This window comes from Bacillus sp. FSL M7-0791 (assembly GCF_038627085.1).
Lineage (GTDB): Bacteria > Bacillota > Bacilli > Bacillales > Bacillaceae > Bacillus > Bacillus safensis.
The window spans coordinates 361,344-386,686 of the sequence record NZ_CP152022.1 but is presented as its reverse complement, the minus strand read 5'-3'; the positions used below and the strand labels follow the sequence as shown (position 1 = coordinate 386,686).

Here is a 25,343-nt window from a genome sequence, read left to right as displayed (position 1 = left end):
TTACAAAACGGCTTCTCTATTTTTTTGATTGACGATCTTTTGGATCAGCTGGGCATTTTGAGCTGCACATTCTTTGTTTTTGAACATGTCAGCATGCTGACCATAGCCTTGATAATAGCGATAAGCACCGGTCGTCGCTTCTTCCCAATGATCCATCCAGTCTGGAACATCAATTTGCTCTTCTGATTGGATGAAATCAATATCTGCTTGTATCTTTCCTTGATTCACCCCCTTAACAAATGTTTCATAGTAGGCCCGCGTTTTTTGAGCAAGCGCTTCTTGAACGAGCTCTTCTTGGGCAAGTTCACTTTGCTTTGATTGATGGACAATCGCTGCGATATCGTCATCAATGGATCGTCCTTCTAAATCACTTTCACCAATTTTCTTATAGGAATCGATCATGATGACCTTTTCCACCGTCCGTCCTGCTTTTTCAAGCGATTGAACGAGATCAAAGGCTAGGTAGCACCCGCCAGAGTAGCCCATCAAAGTCAGTGGCCCTTCAGGCTGAAGGTGCTGGATATGCTGAACGTATTGCGTCATGCGTTGATCAGCTTCAATAAAGTCAAAGGCGATCAAACGAACGCTATCAAGCGTTTTGGCAGCTTCCTGATAGATAAAGCCGTAGCCCGGTAATGGCGGAAGAGCAAAGACTGTTGGCGTTTGAGATTCATTGAATACAAGATAGCCGGCAGCTTCATGATCCTGCTGTTGAATATAACGGCTGATGGCTTCAATTGTCGGCGTCTCAAACAGCAAGTGAATAGGCACCTGAACATCGAATTCCTTCGACACCTTTGATAAAAGTGACATCGCTTTTAAAGAATGTCCGCCAAGCTCAAAGAAATGGTCATCTGTACTGATATCATTTCGTTCAAGCACTTCACGCCACATGACAAGCAGCTTTTGTTCTATCTCATTGGCCGGAAGCTTCACATGGCGGTTTCCTTGAGGCGTCTCCGGCTTTGGCAGCTGACGTTTATCAATCTTTCCGTTTGGTGTCAGCGGCATTTTCTCAAGTCTGATCAGCTCATGAGGCTGCATGTAAGCCGGAAGTTTCTCCTTCAGCCCTGACTTGATCACATCAACTTTGTCCTTCCACTCCTCCTCACACGTCATATAGGCGAGCAGTCTTGTATGCTGCGAGCCATGCTGATCCGTCATAAGGGCAGCTTGCTTTACACCCGGATGCATGAGAAGGTGGGCTTCAATTTCTGTCAGCTCAATTCGGTGGCCGCGAATTTTCACCTGATCGTCCACTCTGCCTGCATACTCAATCAGACCGTCTGCTCGAAAATAAGCCAAATCTCCCGTACGATACAGCCTTTCTCCCGCAGCAAATGGATGTGTGATAAATGCTTCTTTTGTCAGATCAGGACGATTCAAATACCCCTTCGCAAGCCCTTTGCCGCTGAGACAAAGTTCTCCGACCATTCCAATCGGCTGAAGCTGTCCGTGCTGGCTCAATATATAAGCACCCGTTTGGTTAATCGGCTTTCCGATTGGAATAGAATGCGCTTCGATTGGAGGAGCTTCATCTACAGGATAATAGGTGGCGAAAACCGTTGATTCAGTTGGGCCGTAGACATTGATGAGTCTGCCTTTCCCCATGACATCAAAGGCTTTTCTCACATGCTGTATAGATGCACGCTCACCTCCGAACAGCACCTTGCGCACACTGCGCATCCAATCGGTTTCTTCATCAATAAGAAGATTAAATAGAGCAGTTGGAACAAACATGACAGAAATGCTTTCTCTTTTAATCAGCTCCGTCAGCTCATGCATATCTAAAATGGTGTCTTTTTTCGGCAGGACAAGCTTTGCTCCGTTTAAAAGTGCACCGTATACATCAAAGGTAAAGCCATCAAATACGCTGTTGGATAGCGACAGTAGTGTATCTGTTTCTGAAATGGTTAAGTAGTTCGTATTTTTGACCACCCGGGCAATATTGGAATGGGTTGTCATGATGCCTTTTGGCTGACCCGTTGTGCCTGATGTATACATGATATATGCCGTATCGTGTAAACCTGCTTCCAGCGGCAGATTCTCTGAGCTCATTAGTGAAATCTCCTGATCATCTGCAAACAGATACGTGCCAGCAAACCCGAGTCCCTTCGCCTGACCAATAAAGGATGAGTGAGTCAGAAGATGCGTCGCTCCGCTGTCTTTAAGCATGTATTGAATGCGGCTTTCTGGATAGTCGGGATCAATTGGCACATAGGCTGCGCCTGCTTTTAAGACAGCAAGCAGACTGACAATGAGTTCAGGCGTTCGATCGGCTAAAATGGCGATGACCGTTTGATGTTCGGCTCCATTTTTTTGCAAATGTCGTGCCAATCGATTGGCCTGTTCATTCAGCTCAGCATATGTCATCGTTTGCTCTTCTGCTGATAGCGCCACTGCATTTGGCTGTTTGCGGACATTATGCTCAAACCATTTCGATAAATACAGCTGGTCATGCTCAAGCTCAGGTGCATTCCATTCCTCAAGAATCAGCTGTTTTTCCTGTTTCGTGACGAGTGAGAGTGTATGAACCGATTGATCGGGATGCTTGACCGCCTCATGTATCAATAGGCTGAGCTGTTCCTTTAACTTATGAACAAATTGAGGATCAAACGCTCTTTGGTTAAAGGCCAGCTTCAATAGTAATTCTTCTCCAGGCGATGCGAGCAGATTGAGATCATAGTTTGATTTTTCATAGACATTCATGTTCTCCACCGTGAACCCTAACCGTGCCTCTTGCTCGTCCTTCTTTGCAGCTGGGACATTTTCAAACACAACAATATGATCAATGAGCTGCTGCTGACCTGTCTTTGCCTGAATATCATAAATCGGAATATATTGGTGCGGCTCGGCTGCAAGAGACTGCTGCTGTGTTTCTGACAGGAGTGCACGAAATGTCATGTGATCTGTCAGCTGAATTCTTCTTGGGATGACATTGATGAACAATCCAACCATCCTGTCAACGCCAGCCAAGTCTGCCGGACGTCCTGACACAACTGTTCCAAACAGCACATCATTTGACTGCTGATATCTGCTCAGCAGAACAGACCAGACTGATTGAAGCGCACTGCTTAACGTTGCATTTTGCTGCAGCGCTAACTCTGATAAAGCGGCCGTTTCTTCTTTACTCATGGACCACTCAATTTCGCCTAATTCATGTTCATTCGTTTGTTTTCGCTGCTCTTTAAAGGTCGATTGTCCATCAAACCCTGCTAATGATTGCTGCCAATATTGAAGTGATGCTTGCTTATCTTGTTTTTCCAGCCACTTTATATATTCTTTATATGGTTTGACCGGCTCTAACTTGTAAGGGACGTCATGTAAAAGTGCATGATAAATCGCAAATAACTCCTGCACCACAAGTCCAAAGCACCAGCCATCCAGAAGGATATGATGATAGCTCCATATCCAGCGATAGCTGGCAGGGCCCGTTTGGAAAACGGATGCCCGCATGAGAGAATCCTTCGAGAGGTCAAATCCTCTCAGCTGATCCTGTTGTTTGAATTTCTCTATACGTTCAAGTTGTTCGTCTTCAGAAAGATCTTGCAAGTCCACAACATCAAGTGTAAAAGGACGTTCTTTTAGTACAACTTGGACAGGGCGCTTTACTTTTTCGTGGAGAAACACGGTACGAAAAATATCGTACCGCTCCACGATGATATTCATGCTTTTCTCAAGTAAGTCATAACGTAGTGTGCCCTTAACGTTCATATCCATTTGCTCTACATAAAAGCCCTTTTCCTGATGATGGAGGGTATGAAACAGCATTCCTTCTTGCATCGGTGACAGATAATACATGTCTTGAACTTGATCCCTTTTAAATTGACTCATCTATTTCATCCTCCCTTCCTTTTTTATGATTCATCTCGTGTTGTTAAGTCAATTTCTCCTCAAGCATGTCAAAAATGTCGTCCATTTCATCCATTTCAAGGTCAGCCGCAGAGAAGTCACTTGGCGTAAATTCCCGTTCTTGCTGCGCTAAGCAATGGGTGATGATGGATTGAATTTTCCCCTTCAACAATGCCATGAACTGCTGTATCGTCTGTTCTTCATATTCACTTGCACAATAGGAACAAGACAAAATGAATCGATTTTGTTGAACAAGACCACTAAGGTTCAGCTTATAAACAGCTTCCGAATCAGGGCTTGCTTGTCGTCCCATATCATAAGTCGACGGCCCAAAGAGTTCTGTCGTCACTTCCTGATCAATCTGTCCAAGATAGTTCAAACTGATTTCAGGCTGTACGTGCTGTCCTGACGGTTCAGCGGCTGTCATGTATTTTAAGATTCCGTATCCAATTCCTTTATTTGGCACACGCCGCAGCATTTCTTTCGTTCCTTTAATAGCATCAGCTATGGTCTGATCTGGCTTCGCTTCAAGTACAACTGGATACATACTCGTAAACCAGCCAATCGTGCGAGAGACATCCAGCCCTGATAAAATATCCTCTCTACCATGACCTTCAAGCTGCACATGTACATGGGACTCACCTGTCCACTCTTGAACAGCAAGACCGAGAGCACATAAAAGAATATCGTTCATTTCCGTAGTGTACGGCAGATGAATATCGGTCAAAAGATGTTCAGTTTCTGTTTCTGTCAGCTGCATTTGAACTGATTTGGTTTCGGCAACTTTTCTTTTTGTCACTTCATGATCAACAGGTAATGTGGTTAATGGTTTGCTTTCAATCTCTACCCAATACTCCTGCTGACTTTTTAAAGGCTGTGACTGTGCATAACGTTCAATGGCCTCTGCCCATTCTTTAAAGGAATGAGTTTTCAGCGGCAGGACAAGCGTTTGCCCCTGAGCTGCCTGCTGATATAGAGACATAAAGTCCTCTAGTAAAATTCGGCATGAGACACCATCAATGACTAAATGGTGTGTCACGATGAGTAAGTGATCGCCATCTTTTGCATGGAAACAAATCACTTTCATTAACGGACCTGTTTCGAGATTCAGCTGACGCTGATACTCATTGGCATATGTGGAAATAGCCTTTTTCACGTCGTGCTCTTTTGAGACATCATGAGAAATAATCTCCAGCGGTTCCGTGAGCTCCCGCTGGTTGTATTGCAGGATACCGCCATGTTCCTGCCTGTATACCATACGCAGTGCATCATGATGTGAAAGCAGTTTTTGCATGACTTGTTCTGTAATGGAAAGGTCAAATCCATTTGGTGCATGAAGCATCATCGAGAGATTCCAATGGTGCTGATCGCTGAATGCTCGTTCAAAGAACCAGCGTTGAATTGGTGTTAAGATGACTTCTCCTTCGACAGGTGATTGATACGCTGTGAGAAGATCAGCTTCCTCGATATATGGGCGCAGCTCCGCAATCGTTGGGTACTGGAATAGAAGTTTCATATCAAGCTTCCAGCCTGCTTGCGTGAGTCGGCTTGCCATTTGGATGCCTTTAATCGAATCTCCGCCAAGGAAGAAGAAGTGATCGTGGATACCGACTTGGCTGACGCCAAGGACATCTTCCCAAATGCCGCAAAGCAGTGTTTCCACTTCGTCTCTTGGTGCTTCGTATACCGTTTGGTTCGCTTCGATATCAGGAGCTGGCAATGCTTTCAGATCGACCTTTCCATTGGCCGTCATTGGAAATTGGTCTAGTTTTATGATCCATGATGGCACCATGTATTCTGGCAACGTTCGTTTTAGGCTTTCTTTCAGGGCTGTTGTTTCTTCAGCCGCAATGACATAAGCGATAAGTGCATCTTGATCACTCGCATCTTTGACCGTTGTCACGACGGCTTCTTTGACCGAATCCAGCGTCAGGAGCTGCGCTTCAATTTCTGACAGCTCAATACGGAAGCCGCGGATATTGACCTGATGGTCTATTCTGCCGAGATAAATCAGCTCACCAGCGTCTGTCCATTTCACTAGATCGCCTGTGCGGTACATGCGCTCGCCTGGATAAAATGGATCTGGGACAAATCGTTTGTCTGTTTCATCTGGAAGATTCCAGTAGCCTCTTGCCAGTCCTTTTCCTGCAATCACGAGCTCACCCGGTACGCCTGGCGGCGACAGGTCGTATAACGAACCCATGATGTAAAAACGTGTATTGGCAATGGCTGTTCCTATCGGAATCGTGCCTTGTTCTGGATCGATGACTCCACTTGTCGCTACGACTGTATTTTCAGTTGGACCGTAGTTATTCACTAGTTTGTATGGGACTGGCTTTACCTGTTTCAGCTTATCTCCGCCTGTTAGTAAATAACGCAGAGAATGGTTGTCCATTGACATAAACTGCTCGCATAACTGCGTTGGCAGGAAGGCAATGGTGATGTTTTCTTTATTGAAATACGCATTGAGTTTGATCATATCGAGACGAATCGCTTCGTCGATAATGTGCAGTTCTGCGCCGGCGATCCACGTCGGGAACATCTCCCAAATGGAGGCGTCAAAGCCAAAGCCGGCATATTTCGCGGTTCGATCGTCTTTCGTCACTTGGAAGGCATCATTGTGCCAGAATGCAAGATTCACAAGGGACTGGTGCTCGACCATGACACCCTTCGGCTGTCCTGTCGTCCCAGAGGTGTAAATCATATAAGCGAGATCCGTTGGTTTGATATGAACCTGAATCTCGTGAGCTTCTCCCTCTACCGCATCTTCTATGAACAGGACATGACCTGTAAATGAAGATGGTGCAGTGAGTCCTTTTTGCATCAGAAGCACCTCTGCCCCGCAGTCTTCCAGCATGTAGGCAATACGCTGCGCTGGATAGTCTGCATCAATTGGAACGAATGCCGCACCTGACTTGAGAACGCCAAGAACAGCTGCCGTCATATCAAGGGACGGACGAGTGAAAATACCGACGCGGTCGCCTGGTTTTGTGCCGTTTGCGATGAGTCTTGAAGCGACTACATTCGCCCGGCTGTTCAACTCTTTATACGTCCAGCTCGTTCCGCAGAAGACCACTGCTTTTTGGTGCGGTGCTTCTTGTGCCTTAGCCTCAATCAAGGCATGAACGGTTTGATCTAACGGGACGTCTAGGGCAGGTCCTGACCATTCATTGATCAGCTCTCGTTTTTCCTCTTCAGTTATGAGAGATAGCGCTGAAATTGGCTGATTCAGCTTAGCCAGCATATCATCTATGATTTTTTCAATATACATGCTCCAGCGCTGAATGGTGCTCTTTTTAAACAGGGCCGCTGCATACTCAAAGCGCAAGCCCACTTGGTCATTTTCTTCAAATACACCGAGCGTTATATCAAATTTTGCATGAACGGTATCTTGCTGCTTTTGCGACAGCTTGAGTCCATTCAAATCCGGTAACGTCAGGTCACGGTCATCTGTTGTCAGCATGACACTAAACAATGGATTGCGGCTCGTGTCTTTCGGAAGATCTAACTGAGCCACCAATTCCTCAAACGGGAATTCTTGATGTTCATAGGCTGATAGGTTGCGATCTTTCATTTTTTCAAGCAGCTGCGCTGTCGTTTCTTCTGGCTGCACTTCGTTTCGAAGAGCCAGTGTATTGACAAACATGCCTGGAACCCGCTCGATTGAAGCATGCGTACGTCCTGCGGTCACAGCGCCTATGACGATATCTGTCTGCCCAGTTAACTTGGAAAGGAAAATGGCAAATGCCGTTTGCATCACCATGTTCAAGCTCACACCTTTTTCCGCCATGAGCGTTTTGATGGACTGCACCTTTTCAGCAGACAACCATCTATCGACTCTCCCTCCTTCAAATGACTGAACTTGAGGACGCGGAAAATCAAGGGGCAGTGCTAAGTCTTCCGGCGGCTGTGCATATTGCTCCAGCCAATACTGCCGCTGTTTTTCAAGCAGTGCCTGCTGCTTTTCTTCCTGCTGCCATACCGCAAAATCCTTGTAATGCAGCTGAACTGGCGGTAACGTCTTTTTCTCATACAGCTCTGCGAGTTCTTGAATGAGCAGGCCGCGTGTGACACCATCTGCAATGATATGGTGCATATCCATCATGAATACATATTTCTCATCAGAAAACTTCGCCACTTTTGCCCTCATTAATGGTGCTTGATGTAATGAGAATGGTGTAATGAATGACTCGATGACAGACTGCTCCTGATCGCCCTCTATTTCATCAACCTCTAATGTAAACGGTACTTGGCGATAGACTTTTTGAACGGGTACGCCGTCAATTTCTACAAAGGCTGTCCGAAGTGATTCATGTCTGTCGATCAAGGCTTGAAGCGCTGCTTCCAGCTGCTTCACATCAAGGCTGCCTTCCATCATTAAAACGGCTGGCATATGATAAGTGACTGCATCTGGATGCAGCTGCTGAAGTACATACATACGCTTTTGAGCAGAAGAGACGGGATAGAAATCTTGCTTTTCCGCTGGCTGAATGGATGTCACCACCGAAGAATCTGTTTCTTCCAAGTAGGCTGCCATTGCCCGTATGGTTGGTTTTTCAAAAAGGACTTTGAGCGGCACATGCTTGTTCAGCTTTGCCTGCACCTTCGAAATGAGCACCATGCCCTTGAGGGAATGACCTCCCAATTCAAAGAAGTGGTCAAGAACACCTATTTGTTCAACCCCAAGAACTTCTGACCAAATGTCACACAGCGCCCGCTCAAGTTCCGTTTCTGGTGCCACATGCGCCGCATGGTTCATATGCACCTCATGCGGAAGCGGCAGAGACTTCGCATCCACCTTTCCGTTTTGGGTGAGTGGAATGTGATCGACTTTCACAAAGTACGTTGGAATCATATAATCCGGCAGTGTCTCCGCAAGATTTTCTCTAAACGTCAGTGTTCCAATGTGTTCAGGCGCTGTGTAATAGAGTGCAAGCTCCGGCAACCCAGACAGGTGCAGGACTTTTACATAGACTTCTTGAATAGATGCCAGAGCACGTGCGGCATGCTCAATTTCCTGTTTCTCAATGCGATAGCCGCGGATTTTCACTTGATCGTCTACTCGTCCAAGAAACTCAATATCTCCATTTGCATGCTGTCTGACCAAATCCCCTGTGCGATACATTCTCTCTTGAGGATCATATGGATTTTCAAGAAAACGTTCTGCTGTTAATTCAGGCTGATTCAAATATCCTCTCGACACGCCTTCTCCAGATATATAAAGCTCTCCCGGCGCGCCATAAGGAACAAGCCGCTGCTGCTGATTGCATACGAGCGCTCTTGTGTGAGCAATTGGCTGTCCGATCAAAGATCGTTCCTTCAAAGCGTCCAGCTCTTGCGGTGTGATCAGCTTGGTCACTGTACCAATGGTTGTCTCAGTCGGACCGTAATGGTTCATTACTGCCACGCATGGATGCTGCATCATAAATGTTTCAACATCCTCAGGGATCACCGGTTCTCCTCCAAGTACCACCAGGCGTAAAGCATTAAATGAATGTTCCTTAGAATCTGCCATCAGATGAAATAAGGATGGTGTCATTTTGATATAAGTCAGCTCTTGTTCATCAATCAACCGCATCAGACGTACAGGGTCTGTATACACGTCTTCACGAGGAACATAGAGTGTCCCCCCTGCTTTTAAAACAGGGAAAATGCTTGTGTAACCAAGATCATATGCATAAGAAGAAAGCAGTGCCGTCCGATCACATTCCTGCAATGTCACCTCATTTATCAGCCAGCTGACATAGTGTGATAGATTACGATGCGTGAGCTGTACACCCTTCGGCTTCCCTGTTGTCCCAGATGTGTAAATGACATAAGCAAGCTGATCAACCGATACTTCCGGCAATTCTAGTGGATGGCTTTGATGCACTGCTTGTTCAACCTGCACCACTTGAATCGACTTATGATTTTGATAGGAATCTGCTAGAGACTCATTTGTCATAATTACTTGTGCACCTGAATCCTCTAATGTGTAGCGGATTCGTTCAGCCGGAAAGGCCGGATCAATCGGGACAAACGCTCCTCCTGCTTTCATCACACCAAGCATGGAGACGATGACATAGACAGAGCGGTCAAGGATCAGTGCCACAGTTTGTTCCTTCTCGACGCCTCGTTTTTTAAGTTCACAGCTAAGTGCATGTGACATGTCCTCAAGCTCGCGGTAGGTGAGTTTTCTTTGATCATCCATGACGGCGATAGCATCCGGTGTTTCCTTCGCCTGACGTGAAAATTGAACATGGAATGGCTCATGACGATTCGTTTGTCCTTCGGCTTTTTTCTCCAGACGCTCTATTTGTTCATGCTGATCCAGTATATGGAGCAAGCCGATCTGTTCCTCTGGATGACGAACCGCCTCACGAATAATCGCCAGGAGATGAGTTCCAAAACGTCGGACGGTCTCTTCTTTAAATAATGCCGCTGCATAGTCAAAGCTCAGCTTTAATGCTCCCTCGCGTTCAAATGCTTCTAAAGATAGATCAAATTTGACCGAGTGATGCTGAATGGCATAAGGCGAAATGTGCAGATCGCCGAGCTTTAGCGCCGGTACCTCCATGTTCTGCATGTTAAATGACACGCTAAAAAGCGGGCTCCGAGTTGTATCACGGTCTAATGGAAGATGTGCAATTAACTCTTCGAGCGGATAGCTTTGATGTGCAAAAGCATCAACACTTGTTTCTTTTATTTCTTCAAGCAGCTGTAAAAATGTTTTGGTTTGTTCTGGTTTTCCGCGCATCGCAATGGTGTTGATAAACATCCCCGGCATGTCCTGGATATCAGGGTGTGTCCGTCCAGCAACAGGCGAACCCACAATGATATCTTCCTGCCCGCTATAGGAGGCAAGCAGCACCTGAAAGGCGGATAACAAGAACATATACATGGTCGTATCGGTTTTCTGAAGCAGTTCCTGAATTCGCTGAGTCGTTGCTTGATCACAGCCAAACATGAATCGTTCTCCAGTAAAATCACGTTCTGCTGGACGAGGATAATCAGTTGGCAGCTCTAAAACCGGTAAATCTCCTTCAAATTGCTTCAGCCAATACGCTTCATGCTCCTTCTGTTTCTCCGTTTCTTCTTCACTTAGCTGCCAGACAGCGTAATCCTTATAATGAAGGGCTCGTTCAGCAAGAGCTTCCCCATCGTAGGCCTTCGCTAAATCTTGAATGAATGTCTTCATGGAGCTGCCATCTGTAATGAGATGATGTGCTTCTAAGACGAGAAGATGACGATTCTCACTGATTTTCAGCAGCTGAGCTCGCAAAAGGGGTGCTGCTGTTAAATCAAATGGCGATTGACGTTCTGTAAGAAATGCCTCCGCCTCTTCTTCCTTGATGTCATGAACAGGAAGGTCAAATTCAGTCCATTCATGCACCCTTTGGACAATGTCTTCCCCGTTCATATGAAAGCTCGTTCTTAAAATTTCATGTGTTTGGATTAACTGATTAAATGCTGATTTGAGCCGCTGATATTCGAGTGTTCCTTCAAGCGTTAAGACGATCGGAATATGATAATTCGTGCTGTCAGGTTCAAGTGTCTGCAAAATATATAAACGGCGCTGGGCTGGTGATACCGGATATTCGTCCGCCTGCTCTGCTGGCAAAATAGGATGTCCGGCTTCTTCTTGACCATCCTGATCGATGTAAGCCGCTAATGAGCGAATCGTCGGCTTCTCGAAAATCACTTGAATCGGCACTTCCTTTTGAAGCACTTCTTGAACCTTCGCAGACATCATCATCGCCTTGAGTGAGTGCCCGCCAGCCATAAAGAAATGCTCGTCTATCCCAATCGTTTTCCCAAGAAGCTCCTCCCAAATGTCAGCGAGTGCCTTTTCTGTCTCGGTCTCAGGCAGAATGATTTTGATTTCCTCGCGATGCACTTCGTCAGGCTTTGGTAAAGCTTTTCGATCTACCTTCCCGTTCGATGTCAGTGCAAAGGTATCCAGCTTCATCACATGGTGCGGCACCATATAAGCTGGCAGTTTTTGATTGAATACATCTCGTACCTCTTCTTCTGTCAGTGTCCCTGTGAAGTAAGCGATGATTTCCTTTTCATCTGAGGAGAGCTGCTGAACAAGTACAACTGCTTCATCTATCCCCGCTTCTTGGTGAAGCACTGATTCAATTTCACCAAGCTCAATACGGAAACCACGAATTTTCACCTGATCATCGGCACGACCGAGGAATTCAATCTGACCATCTGCACCATATCTAGCCAAGTCTCCCGTTCGATACATCCGTCCTGACGGCTTAAAAGGATCTGCCATGAATACTTGATCAGTCAAATCTGGACGTTTGATGTACCCTCTTGAAACACCATCTCCGCCCACATACAGCTCTCCTGGGGCTCCAATTGGCTGAAGTCTTTGATAGTCATCTAAAATATAAGCTGACGTATGATTGATCGGCTGACCAATTGGGATCGGGCCCATTTCATCTCCTCTTACTTCGTAAATGGTCGAAATGGTTGTATTTTCAGTTGGGCCATAGACATTCAGCAAGGTAATTGATGGATGATGCTTTTTCACAAGCTCCGCACTTTTCACATTGATCACATCACCGCCGGTGAATAATGTTTTTAACCCTTTGAACATTTGCGGCCGCTGCTGAGCGAGCTGATTAAATAAACCAGTCGTTAAAAAGAGCGCTGTGATCTGATGTGTTTGGATAAATTGTTCAAATCGGTGAATATCCAATAAAGTATCACGGTCAACAGGATAAAGCGTCGCCCCATTCAGAAGCGTAGTAAAGATTTCAAGGGTAATCGCATCAAAGCTGACAGCTCCTGTATGCGCCATACGATCCGATGTGTTCAAGCCTATTTTTTCCTGAGAGCATGCTAACCTCACAATATGCTGATGCTCAATTTGAACTCCTTTTGGCCGTCCAGTTGATCCCGAAGTGAACATGATATATGCCAATTGAGATGGGGACGTCTCGACTGATAACTCCGCTTGTGAGTGATGAGACATGCCGGTCACATGAACAACTTTGATGCTTTCATCAACTGGCGGCTGGCTGTCAGCATAGAGCAAAACGGATACGCCGCTGTCTTCAAGCATCCAACGGATTCTCTCCTCAGGCTGAGCTGGATCAATCGGTACATAAGTAGCCCCTGCATGTAAAATGGCCAAAATAGAGATCACCGCATCTGCTGATCGGTTCATATATACCGCGACAGCATCCCCCCGCTGAACGCCGTTTTCTACAAGACTGCTCGCTAAACGACGGATTTCCTGTCCAAGCTCTTCGTATGTGAATGTTCGCTCGCCTTCGACTAATGCCGGATGGTCAGGCTGCGCCTTGATACGTTCATCGAGCAGCTCAGGAATGGACAGATGCTTCGGATAATCTCGCTCCGTCTGGTTCCATGCTTCAATCTGCTGCTTTTCTTCTTCTGTAATACATGTCACTTCATGAAGACGTACGTCAGGATTGTGAATGATTTGCTTCATGAGGTTGGTCAGATGTTTTGATATGTTTTCAATGACCTTTTCTTCAAAAGCCATCGCATTGTATTTGAATGTCAATGTCCACGTTTCACCAGGATAGACAAGGACATTGAGATCGAAATTCGTTTGTTCAAATCCGTCCTTTACATCAATGGCAAAACCGAGACGTGCAGACATGGTGTCACCAGACAGCTCCTGATCTAAAGGATAGTTTTCAAACCCAACCAAATGATCAAAGAGTTTTCCTCCAGCAGCTGTTTTCTGCTGAATGTCATAAAGCGGCATAAAATCATAGTTTTCCGCTTCCAGTGCATGCTGCTGAACCGTTTGAAACAGCTGTTTAAAGGTCTGCTCCTGATCCAATGTCACCCGAACAGGTATCGTATTGATAAACAGCCCTGCCATCCGCTCAATCCCAGACACACTTGGAGGTCTGCCTGATACGACTGTTCCGAATATGACATCATCTGCTGCATGATAGGTGCCTAAAAGAACGGACCAGACAGCCTGAAAAAGGTTCGGTGCTGTCACTTGGCATTGTCTTGCCGCATCTTGAATGGCTTGTACGGTTTGAGCGTCCCATGTAAACGTCCATTCCTGATGGTCATATTGTCCGTTCGCTTCTTTTTGCTGCAGCAGCCCTTGGTGCTGAACAGCACCATCCAGCCGCTCCTTCCAATAGTCTTCCGCTTCTTGTTTGTTTTGCTTTCCAAGCCACTGGATATAGTCCACATAAGGCTTACCTTGTGAGCGATCCGGCGTTCGGCCGTTCCGATAAGATTCATAGTAATGAAACAGTTTTTTCATCAACACACCCATAGACCAACCATCCATAATAATGTGATGGTTGCTCCAAATCAGGTGCCAGTTTGTTTCATTTAATTGAAAAACAGCGACTTTCAACAACAGATCATTCGTTAAGTGAAATCCTTGCTTTCTCACTTGCTTTTTATATTGATCCAATACCTTTTTCTGCTCTTGATGATTCAGATGAGATAGATCTTCTCTATACACATTTAAATGACGTTCAGCCAGTACAACCTGACGAGGCTTTTGTAATTGTTGATAGACAAAGGCTGTACGCAGAATGTCATATGTCCGTACGAGTTCATTGAGACTCTTTTCAAAAAGATCGAGATCAAAATCTCCGCTTATTCCAAGCTCAAGCTGTGTGAAATAAGAGGAGGAATTAGGGTCTAGCATGGCATGATACAGCATGCCCTCTTGCATTGGTGTTAAAGGATATACCTTTTGAATTTTCTGCTTGCTCATAAGTCCACCTCTTCATTTTTGCTTAAAATAGATCCATTAGCTTTTCAAGTTCATCCATAGTGAGATCCTCATCCCCCACATCACTAGGTGTGATCTGACTCTCATCCTGTGATAGACAATGTGAGATCAGTGCCTTCACATTCTTTTCTAAGAGTTCCTTGAACTGTTCGATCGTACGTTCTTCGAATTCAAGGTGATGATAGGAAATCGTCACATGGAGCACTGCTTGTTCTACGAAACCAACAATATCCAGCGCATGAGGTTTCTCAGATTCAGGGCTCAGCGATTGTCCTGCATGCCATGGAGAGCGCCTCAATTCACCGCCGCCGATCTGTTCATCAAACTGACCAAGATAGTTAAAGCTGATATCTGGTGTGACTTGAAAATCGATATCGTCCTTCATCTTGTCAGGCGTTAAGTATTTTAAAACGCCATAGCCGATGCCCTTGTTCGGAATGTGTCTGAGTTCCTCTTTTAAATACTTGATCTGATAAGAAAGATCGTCTGCATGCGACATATCCAATAACACAGGATACATACTAGTAAACCAGCCGATGGTCCGTGATACATTAACCGCAGGGAGGATGTCCTCTCTCCCGTGCCCTTCAAGATGAATAAAGTGCCTGTCTTCACCTGTCCACTCTTTCATGGACAACCCTAATGCCGTCAGCAAAATATCATTGATTTCTGTTTGGTAGGCTTCATGTACATCCGTCAACAGACTGCGTGTTTCCTCTTCAGACAATGTAAAACGAACGGTCTGTGTATGAAGCATTCGTTGATCCTCCGTGACATGATCCTTTTGAAGCGGAGGAACGGAATGCGCAAGCACCTTTTTCCAATAATCTCTTTCCGATAGCAGCTCATCTGACACAGCGTATTCAGTCAGTTTTTGGGCATATTCTTGGAAGGAGTGTGTTTTTTCAGGAAGGGTAAGAGTTTCCCCGCGCTTCGACTGTTCATAAAGAGCCATGAAATCTTCAAGGAAAATACGCCATGACACACCATCAATGACAAGGTGATGTACAGCGAGCAATAAATGATCTCCTTGATCCGTTCGGAAAATGGCAGGTTTCACTAGTGGTCCCTCCGCTAGCGACATACTCGCCTGCACTTCATTTGCCAGCTTTTCTACCTGCTGGATCTGCTGCGACAGCTCTCCTTTTACTTCCAACACATCAATTGCCACATTGTTTTCCTCGATTCCTCGATGACGCTGGATGACGCGCCCTTCTTCGAGCGGAAACACCATTCGCAATGCATCATGATGAATCATGACTTGCTCCAGCACTTGCTGAACGAGTTCCTCATCCAAGCCATTTGGTGCTTGGAGCATAACCGATTGGTTCCAATGATGCTGATTCGTAAAGTTTCGTTCAAAGAACCACCGCTGAATTGGTGTTAAAATGACTTCTCCTTCGACAGGTGATTGGTCAGCCGTCATTTGATCAGCTTCTTCGATATATGGGCGCAGCTCCGCAATCGTTGGGTACTGGAATAGAAGTTTCATATCGAGCTTCCAGCCAGCTTGCGTGAGTCGGCTTGCCATTTGGATACCTTTAATCGAATCTCCGCCAAGGAAGAAGAAGTGATCGTGGATGCCGACTTGGCTGACGCCAAGGACATCTTCCCAAATGCCGCAAAGCAGTGTTTCCACTTCGTCTCTTGGGGCTTCGTATATCGTTTGGTTCGCTTCGATATCAGGAGCTGGCAATGCTTTGAGATCGACCTTTCCATTGGCCGTCATTGGAAATTGGTCTAGTTTTATGATCCATGCTGGCACCATGTATTCAGGCAGTGTGCGTTTTAGGCTTTCTTTTAGAGCTGTTGTTTCATCAACCGTGATGACATAAGCGATAAGTGCATCTTGATCACCCGCATCTTTGACCGTTGTCACGACAGCTTCTTTGACCGAATCCAGCGTCAGGAGCTGGGCTTCAATTTCTGACAGCTCAATACGGAAGCCGCGGATGTTGACCTGATGGTCTTTTCTGCCGAGATAAATCAGCTCACCACCCTCTATCCATTTCACTAAATCGCCTGTGCGGTACATGCGCTCGCCTGGAAAAAATGGATCTGGGACAAATCGTTTGTCGGTTTCCTCTGGAAGATTCCAGTAGCCTCTTGCCAATCCTTTTCCTGCAATCACAAGCTCACCCGGTACGCCTGGCGGCGACAGGTCATATAACGAACCCATGATGTAGAAACGTGTATTGGCAATCGCAGTTCCAATCGGAAGCGTGCCTTGATCTGGATTGATGACTCCGCTTGTCGCTACGACTGTATTTTCAGTCGGACCGTAGTTATTGACGAGTTGATATGGAACCGGCTTTACCTGTTTCAGCTTATCTCCGCCTGTTAGTAAATAACGCAGAGAATGGTTGTCCATTGACATAAACTGCTCACATAGCTGCGTCGGCAGGAAGGCAATGGTGATGCCTTTTTCATTGAAATACGCATTGAGCTTGATCATATCAAGACGAATCGCTTCATCGATAATGTGCAGCTCTGCGCCGGCGATCCACGTCGGGAACATCTCCCAAATGGAAGCGTCAAAGCCAAAGCCGGCATATTTCGCAGTTCGATCCTTGTTCGTCACTTGGAACGCATCATTGTGCCAGAATGCAAGATTCACAAGAGACTGGTGCTCGACCATGACACCCTTCGGCTTTCCTGTCGTTCCAGACGTGTAAATCATATAGGCGAGATCTGTTGGTTTGATATGAACATGAATCTCGTGAGCTTCTCCTTCTACCGCATCTTCTATGAACAACACTTGACCTGTGAATGAAGATGGTGCAGTGAGTCCTTTCTGCATCAGAAGCACCTCTGCCCCGCAGTCTTCCAGCATGTACGCAATACGCTGCGCTGGATAATCCGCATCAATTGGAACGAATGCCGCACCTGCCTTGAGAACGCCGAGAACAGCAGCCGTCATATCAAGGGATGGGCGAGTGAGAATGCCGACGCGGTCTCCTGGTTTTGTACCGCTTGCGATGAGTCTTGAAGCAACTACATTCGCCCGGCTGTTCAGCTCTTCATACGTCCAGCTCGTTCCGCAGAAGACCGCTGCTTTTTGATGAGGTGCTTCTTGTGCCTTAGACTCAATTAGCGCGTGAACGGTTTGATTTGACGGGACGTCTAGGTCTGGTCCTGACCATTCATTCAGCTGTTTTTGCTGCTGCTGCGGTGACAATAATTGCATTTGATCTAGCGATTGATTTGGCGCTGATACCATTTGTTCCAGCAAATGAAGGAAATATTCTTTCCACTTTTCAATTGACGTCTTTTGAAAGATAGAACAATTAAAATCAAACACGAGCTCAATTTGATCTGAGGATTCGTTTCCAGTTAAGGTTAAATCAAATTTGGCGATATTCTCTTCGAATGGCTGTGGAACAATGTGAAGCCCATCCATTGATAAATCACGAATATCCGCATTTTCCATGGAGAATACCACGTCAAAAATTGGATGGCGGCTTGTGTCTCGAACCGTTTGCACCTGATCTACCAATTCTTCAAATGGGTACAACTGATGCTCGTTTGCCTCTAACACAAGCTGATGAACATTTGACGCAAATTCAGCAGCTGTCTGATGTCCTGATGGTCTTGTTCTAAGTGCCAGCGTGTTCACAAACATGCCGATCACAGATTGAATATCAGGATGGGTTCTGCCGACAACCGGAGAACCAATGATGATATCCTCTTGTCTTGAAAGCTTGCTTAAAAGAATACTGTAGCCAGCAAGCAGGACTGTATAGGTCGTACTGTTGAGCGCTCTAACGAGTTCGTCCAATTTCGCTTTAAGCGAACCTTCGATTGTAAATGAGACACGATCTCCTGAGAATGTTTGCACTTTTGGCCTTGGCAGGTCTTCCGGCAGTGCCAGTACAGGCAGTTCCCCTTGTAATTGATTCAGCCAGAAAGCCTCTTCAGCTGCTTTTTGCGCAGCAGATGCCTCACTTTTTGACCAAACTGCATAATCCTTATATTGAACAGGTAATTCCTCTAGTTTTTCTCCTCGATACAGGGCTGATAGCTCCTCAATTAAAATGCCAACAGACGCACCATCTGAAATGATATGATGCATATCAATCAGTAAATAATGGACATTTACGGAGACGGAAACCAGTCCTATTCTGAGTAAAGGCGCTTTTTCTACATCAAATGGCCTGATAAATTCATTCATCAATTCCTGTATGTCTCGGCCGTTCTGTTCAATTTTTTCAATGTCTATAGAGACATTTGTTTCAATCCGTTGAACAGGTTCATTCTGAACAAAATCAAAGCTCGTTCGGAAAGCTTCATGACGTTGGACTAGCTGATCAATTGCCTTTTCAAATCGTTTCTCATCAAAGACACCTTCTAGCTTTAAGGCAGCCGGCATATGATAACTTTGCTCCGCATCAGTCATTTTCTCCAAAACAAACAGTCTTTTCTGAGCAGATGTCACTGGATAATAGGCCGCCTCTTTGGCAACTTCCACTCGCTTGATCTCCGTTTGGTCCGCTTGATCAACCGCAAGGGCGAACGCTTCTAATGTTGGGGATTCAAATAAAGACTTCAAAGTGAGCTCCACCTGCATCTCTTCATACAGCCTGTTCAGCATTTTCATGCCGCGCAGCGAATGGCCCCCGCATTCAAAGAAATGATCATGCCTGCCGATTCGCGGCACTTCAAGAACTTCCTCCCAAATGTTCGCCAGCAGACGCTCTGTTTCTGTTTGAGGAGAGGTGTATTCATTTGCCCCCTGCTCACTGAGATCAGGTGCCGGCAGCGCCCGCCTATCGACCTTGCCATTATTCGTCAAAGGAAGCTCGTCTAATTGCATGAAAAATGCCGGCATCATATACACAGGCAATTCACGCCCTGCTTGCTCGCGCAAATCAGATAATGAAACAGATCCTTCTGCTGTGAAATACGCACATAACGTGTCATTCGAAGCAGCAATGACGACAGCTTCCTTCACCTGAGGATGCCGCAGCAGCTGGTGTTCAATTTCCCCAAGCTCGATACGCTGTCCGCGAATCTTCACTTGATGATCGATCCGTCCAATGAATTCAATATCTCCATTCGGCAGCCAGCGTGCAAGATCGCCCGTTTTATACATGGCCTCTCCAGGGCGGAAAGGATTTTTGACAAACTTTTCGCTTGTTAGTTCTGGCTGCTTATAATATCCTTTCACCAGTCCATCACCAGCGACACATAGCTCTCCCGCCACACCCGGCGGCTGAACATGTCCAAACTCATCTACAATATAAACAGCCGTTTGACTCACTGGCTTTCCGATTGGGATAGATAACGCCTGCTTCTCAATATGATTCACAGGATAATATGTGGTGAATATTGTGCTCTCAGAAGGTCCGTACATATGAACAAGCTTGTCTTTCCCAACTGTCTCAAGTGCAGTCACTACATGAGGCACAGAAGCACGTTCTCCGCCAAACAGCACTTTTCTCACGTTTTTCAGGCTGTCTTTTTTCATATCGATGAGTAAGTGAAAAAGAGCTGTCGTGATCATTAAAATACTGACTTTTTCCTTCTCAATCGCTCCAGAAAGCTCATTCATGTTTAAGATATGGTCCTTTGGCAGAACAATGAGTTTCGCTCCGTTTAATAAAGCACCAAACACATCAAACATAAAGGCATCAAATACATAGTTTGAGAGGCTCATCACCGTGTCTTCATGATGAATGGTGAGATAATTCGATTGCTTCACCGTTCTCAAAATGTTCCGGTGTGTCACCATATTTCCTTTAGGCTTACCGGTTGTACCAGATGTATAGGTCAAATTCGCTAAGTCCTCAGGTAAAATATGAGCATCTATAGGGCTGTCTGACTGCTGTTCAATCGCTCGATCTTCTGTTTCTATGATGGTTCCCTCAAATGAAGTGAGCACCGAGCGATGGCGCAGCACTTGATGTGTCAGTAAAAATTGTGCACCGCTGTCTGTTAAAAAGTGCTTCACGCGCTCATCAGGGAAATCGGGGTCAATTGGTACATAGACACCGCCAGCTTTAAGCACAGCCAGAACAGAGAGCACCATTTCATTGGAACGTTCAAAGAATAAGGCCGCTTTCATCCCTTTTTCAAAACCATTTTCACGCAAATAATGAGCCAGCTGATTCACTCGGTCATTCAGCTCTTGATAAGAAAGAATCTCATCTTCACATTGCAATGCAGGCTGATGACCATGCTGCTGCACCTGTTTTTCAAACTGCGTCACAATGGTTTCTTCTGCTGGATAAGGCGAAGGTAACGGATTCCACCTATTTAACTGAGCTTCTGCTTCTTGTTCAGACAGTAATCGATAGGATTGGATAGCTTTCTGCGGCGCTTGAACCATCTGCTCCAGCAGATAAACATAATGTTTCATCATCTGCTCTGCCGTACTTCGTTTAAATAGCGCCGTACTGTAATCAAGTACAAAGGATAAACCTTGATCTGACTCCATCGCTTGCAGTGTTAAATCAAATTTCGCAATATGGAAATTGGTTTCTTCAGCCTCGACCAGCATATCTCCAATATGCTGAGCTGCTCCATGATCCGGCGCGAGTGTAAAGACGGTGTCAAACAATGGATGACGGCTAAAATCTCTTGGCACATTCAGCTTTTCAAGTAGCCGTTCAAATGGATATTGCTGATGCTCAAATGCCTGCATTGTCTTTTTCTTTACTTGCTCAATCAGCTGAGACATGGTTCCATTCGGATCTACCTCAGACCGCAAAGCAAGTGTCTGGACAAACATACCGATCATGTCATTCAAATCTGTATGCACACGCCCTGCCGCCGGTGTTCCGACCACGAATTCCTTTTGACCTGTATATTTGGCAAGCAATGTATAGTAAGCAGAAAGCAAGACCGTATACAGTGTCGTGTGATGGTTTGCTGCAAGCTCCTGTAATTGATTCTTTAACGCTTCATCTATTTCTTTGATGACACGATCACCTGCGAAAGACTGGACAGCTGGACGCTGATAATCGGTCAGCAGCTGTAAAGCAGGAATATCACCCGAAAATTCTTGCAGCCAAAATGCCTCTTCTTTTTGAAAGCCTTGGTGCTGTTGCCAAACAGCATAATCTTTATATTGAAGCTTCAATGGTGCTTTAACCGATCCCTCGTAAGCATCTGACAGCTCACGCAGCATCAAATCGATCGAAAGACCATCTGAAATCAGATGATGCATATCGAAAAAGAGCAAATGCTCCTGATCATGCAATGACTGCAAACCAATTCGAAGAAGCGGCGCACACTCAAGATCAAAAGGTCTGACAAATCGCTGCATGTTTTCTTCCATCGTACCGCCTGTCAGCTGTTCTATTTGAAAGGACACTGATGAAACGATCCGCTGACGAGGAACACCTTTTATCGTATGAAAAGAAGTGCGCAGCATATCGTGACGTGAGATCAGCCTGTCAAAGGCTTCATTCAGCTTCTCAAGCTGCAGAGTTCCTTTTAACCTCACAACAGCAGGCATATGATATGCAGTGCTTTGCTCCAATTGACTCACCATATAGACGCGCTGCTGTGGAGGCGACAATGGATAATGATCAGCAGCCGGCGCTTTTGGTATCACCGTTTCAGAAGACTTATCTGCTTGCTCAATATAAGCAGCTAGAGCAGCAATCGTCTGCTGTTCAAATAAAACGGAGAGCGGCACCTCCACTTGAAAGTCTCGCTGAACCTTGGTAAGTACGGTCATTGCTTTGAGCGAATGCCCGCCTCGATCGAAGAAAGAATCATATACACCGATCTTCTCTTGATCTAGAATGTCTTCCCACAAATGAACAAGCTTCGTTTCTATATCGTTTCTAGGTGCCGTATAAACAGCATGTACCGCTCTATCACCTTTTAACGCAGCAAGTGCACGACGGTCGACTTTGCCGCTGACTGTGAGTGGAAAAGCATCGAGCTCTTTGAAATAAAGAGGCATCATGTACGCTGGAAGCTGATGTTTGATAGCCGCTTGCAGCATGTCAACAGACACACCTTCATGACGAGCTTGATAATAAGCACTTAACCCCTTTTCTCCATCCGCTTCGTCAACCACTAGCACGACAGCCTTATCAACTCCATCTACCTGCTCCATCACCGCTTCAATCTCGCCTGTTTCTATCCGGTAACCCCTTATTTTCACTTGATCGTCCATTCTGCCAAGATAATCAATCGTGCCATCCGGAAGCCATCTGACTAGATCCCCCGTTCGATACATCCGCTCATGCGGAGAAAACGGATCTGCTGTGAATACCTTCTCCGTCAATTCAGGCTGATTCACATAGCCTCGCCCAACACCTATACCGGCAATGCACAGTTCTCCTGCTGCCCCATGCAGCTGTAATTGATCATATTCATTTAAAATATAAACACGATGATGACCAAGCGGTTTTCCAATCGACACATAGCGCTGTTCAGTTGATTCACTCAGCTCACTGAGATCTAGACGATGCACCGCCGCATCCACACACGTCTCCGTTGGACCATACACATTCCACAGAGTAAAATCAGGCTGACTCATACGAACTGCTTCGATGAGTGAACGTGCTGCTTTCGCAGGCAGCGCTTCTCCCCCAATCAACATGTGCGTCAATGACAGCCCGTCCAAATCCGCAGCAAGTAAAAGCTGCACATGCGCCGGTGTTCCATCTGCCGCTTCAATTTGATGTTTTCTGTAATAAACCGCTAGCTGCATGCCATTTCTCGTCGTTTCTCGCGGGATGATATGAAGCGTATGTCCAAATAAAAGGGCAGCAAAGATTTGTTTGACCGATGCATCGAAATGGAATGGGGCTAGAAGCGCCATTTGCAGCTCATTCGCCCCTTGATAAATCTCATGATGCAAAGCATGGACCAAATGATGAAGCTGAAGATGCTCAATCATGACGCCCTTCGGCTTTCCAGTCGTACCCGATGTATAAATCATGTAGGCTAAATCCTCCGGCGCCGTCTGATCGACAAGCTCAGGCAGCCGTCCATCATCTAATAATATTTGCTGCTGCACGATCAATTTTTCCGAAAGGGCTGGGTACTCTTGAATGAACGATTCATCTGTTAACACAATAGAAGCACCTGAATCTTCCACAATAAATTGAATGCGCTCCTCAGGTAATGCCGGATCAATTGGTACATATGCCCCGCCAGCCTTTAGTATGCCGAAGACTGCTACCATGGCATCTGTCTTCCGCTCCATCAAAACAGCAACAGGCACATCACGTGAGATACCTTTCATTTGTAAAAAACGTGCCAGCTTTTCTGCCTGTTGTTGCAGCTCTCCATAAGTAATTGTTCCATTTTCTGCTACAACGGCTGTCCGGTCTGCATATTTGTTAGCTGTCTCATCAAACATGTGATGAACCGGTTTTGCTGCTGGCCTTTCAAACGATTCTCCTTCAGATAATTGCAGCAGCTCCTTTTGTTCACCTGCTGAAAGTAAAGGCAGTGTCCCGATCAGCTGATCAGGCTGAGAGACGGCCGCTTCTAGTAATATCAAGAATCGATCAAACATCTTACTCATTTCTTCTTCTGTGAATACATCTGTACGGTAATCCAAATCAATGGTCAATGTATCAGTATCCCAGCGGTCTTTTACATGTATTGAAATATCATTCATTCCGCTTCCGCTAAAAATCGGTTCAGTAATGAACGACAGATTCTCTTTTTTTTGCCACTGCATCACCTGATACTCTAAAGAAATATCAAAAAGGCGTCCTGTAAACCCTTCTCTTTCCCGCAAATCATTCATGAGCAAATTGTAAGGGTACTTTTGGTGTCGCAAGATCTTCATTTGATCCGCCATGACCTGCTTTACGAAATCAAGAAACGATTGCGACCCTTGAACAGATGCACGCATTGGAATCGTGGATACAAACATCCCAATCATCTTTTTTTCTTTGGCATTCGTCCGGTTGCCCATAAAGGTTCCAAGAACGACATCCTCCATACCGCTAAAGCGATGTAAGTAAATATAGACAGTGGACATAAACATCGAAAGCATACTGACTTTCTGTTCTTCACAAAAAACACGAAGCTTCTCCTTTAAAGAATCTGGAACATCCCCTGAAAATCGCTCCGCATGCAAACTCATCTCGTATCCCTTATGCGGTTTTAAAGATGCGAAGTCTGGAATATGAGCAAATTGTTCATTCCAAAAAGCTTGGTCTTTTTGAAAACGTTTAGAAGATTCATAGGTCTGCTCACTCATGATGTGATCAACGAAGGAAATCTCCTCAACTGGTGAGATGTCTACTCCTTGCAGCATGTCATGATATAAATCAATAATGCGATTTCCCATTAAAATGATGGAAATACCATCCGCGACAATATGATGTGCTTTACAGAACAGCCAGCACTCTTGATCACTGATTTGAAACACCGTAAATTCAATCAAAGGGCTGTCAATCAATGGCATCGGCTCACGAATCTGCTCGTTTGCCCAAACCCTTACTTCCTCTTCACTCCAGCCCTTTTCCATGAGAATCGGCTGTTTTTCATAAGGTTTGATATATTGAACAGGCTCCTCCTCTTCATCTCGATACACGAGCCTCAGCCGAAGAGAGTCAGTTTGTCGAATGTACGCTTGAAGCACATCGACGACCAAAGAAGGATCGAGACCAGATGCCGATCTCAACCTGGCGAATCCACCCAAATTAGAAATACTTGTACCTGGATAAAATCTTTCCGTGTAGAATACTCGCTTTTGCGCATGTGTTAAGGGGTAATAAACTGTATTCATTCTCATCCTCCGCCTCTTCTATGTTTTCTCCACCAATTTCAC

3 protein-coding genes are annotated in these 25,343 nt (G+C 45.6%); all 3 read right to left on the bottom strand.

Annotation, left to right across the window (positions count from 1 at the left end; genetic code table 11):
• From MHI08_RS01925 to MHI08_RS01915, 3 genes are read right to left on the bottom strand one after another with little or no spacing between them, the layout of a single operon-like run.
• Entirely contained in the window at window positions 1–3,834 is a 3,834-nt protein-coding gene (locus MHI08_RS01925) for an amino acid adenylation domain-containing protein (RefSeq protein WP_342499936.1), read from the bottom strand.
• A gap of 43 nt (window positions 3,835–3,877) precedes the next feature.
• Window positions 3,878–14,572, bottom strand: coding sequence for an amino acid adenylation domain-containing protein (locus MHI08_RS01920; RefSeq protein ID WP_342499935.1), 10,695 nt, complete (start codon window positions 14,570–14,572; stop codon window positions 3,878–3,880).
• A 22-nt stretch (window positions 14,573–14,594) separates the two neighbouring features.
• Window positions 14,595–25,301, bottom strand: a complete 10,707-nt coding sequence (locus tag MHI08_RS01915; protein WP_342499934.1) for an amino acid adenylation domain-containing protein — start codon at window positions 25,299–25,301, stop codon at window positions 14,595–14,597.
• Window positions 25,302–25,343: the final 42 nt, after the last annotated feature.

Excerpts from the sequence above, each read along its gene's own strand:
- MHI08_RS01925 (WP_342499936.1), bottom strand. The coding sequence starts at position 3,834 with ATGAGTCAATTTAAAAGGGATCAAGTTCAAGACATGTATTATCTGTCA.
- MHI08_RS01920 (WP_342499935.1), bottom strand. The coding sequence starts at position 14,572 with ATGAGCAAGCAGAAAATTCAAAAGGTATATCCTTTAACACCAATGCAA.
- MHI08_RS01915 (WP_342499934.1), bottom strand. The coding sequence starts at position 25,301 with ATGAATACAGTTTATTACCCCTTAACACATGCGCAAAAGCGAGTATTC.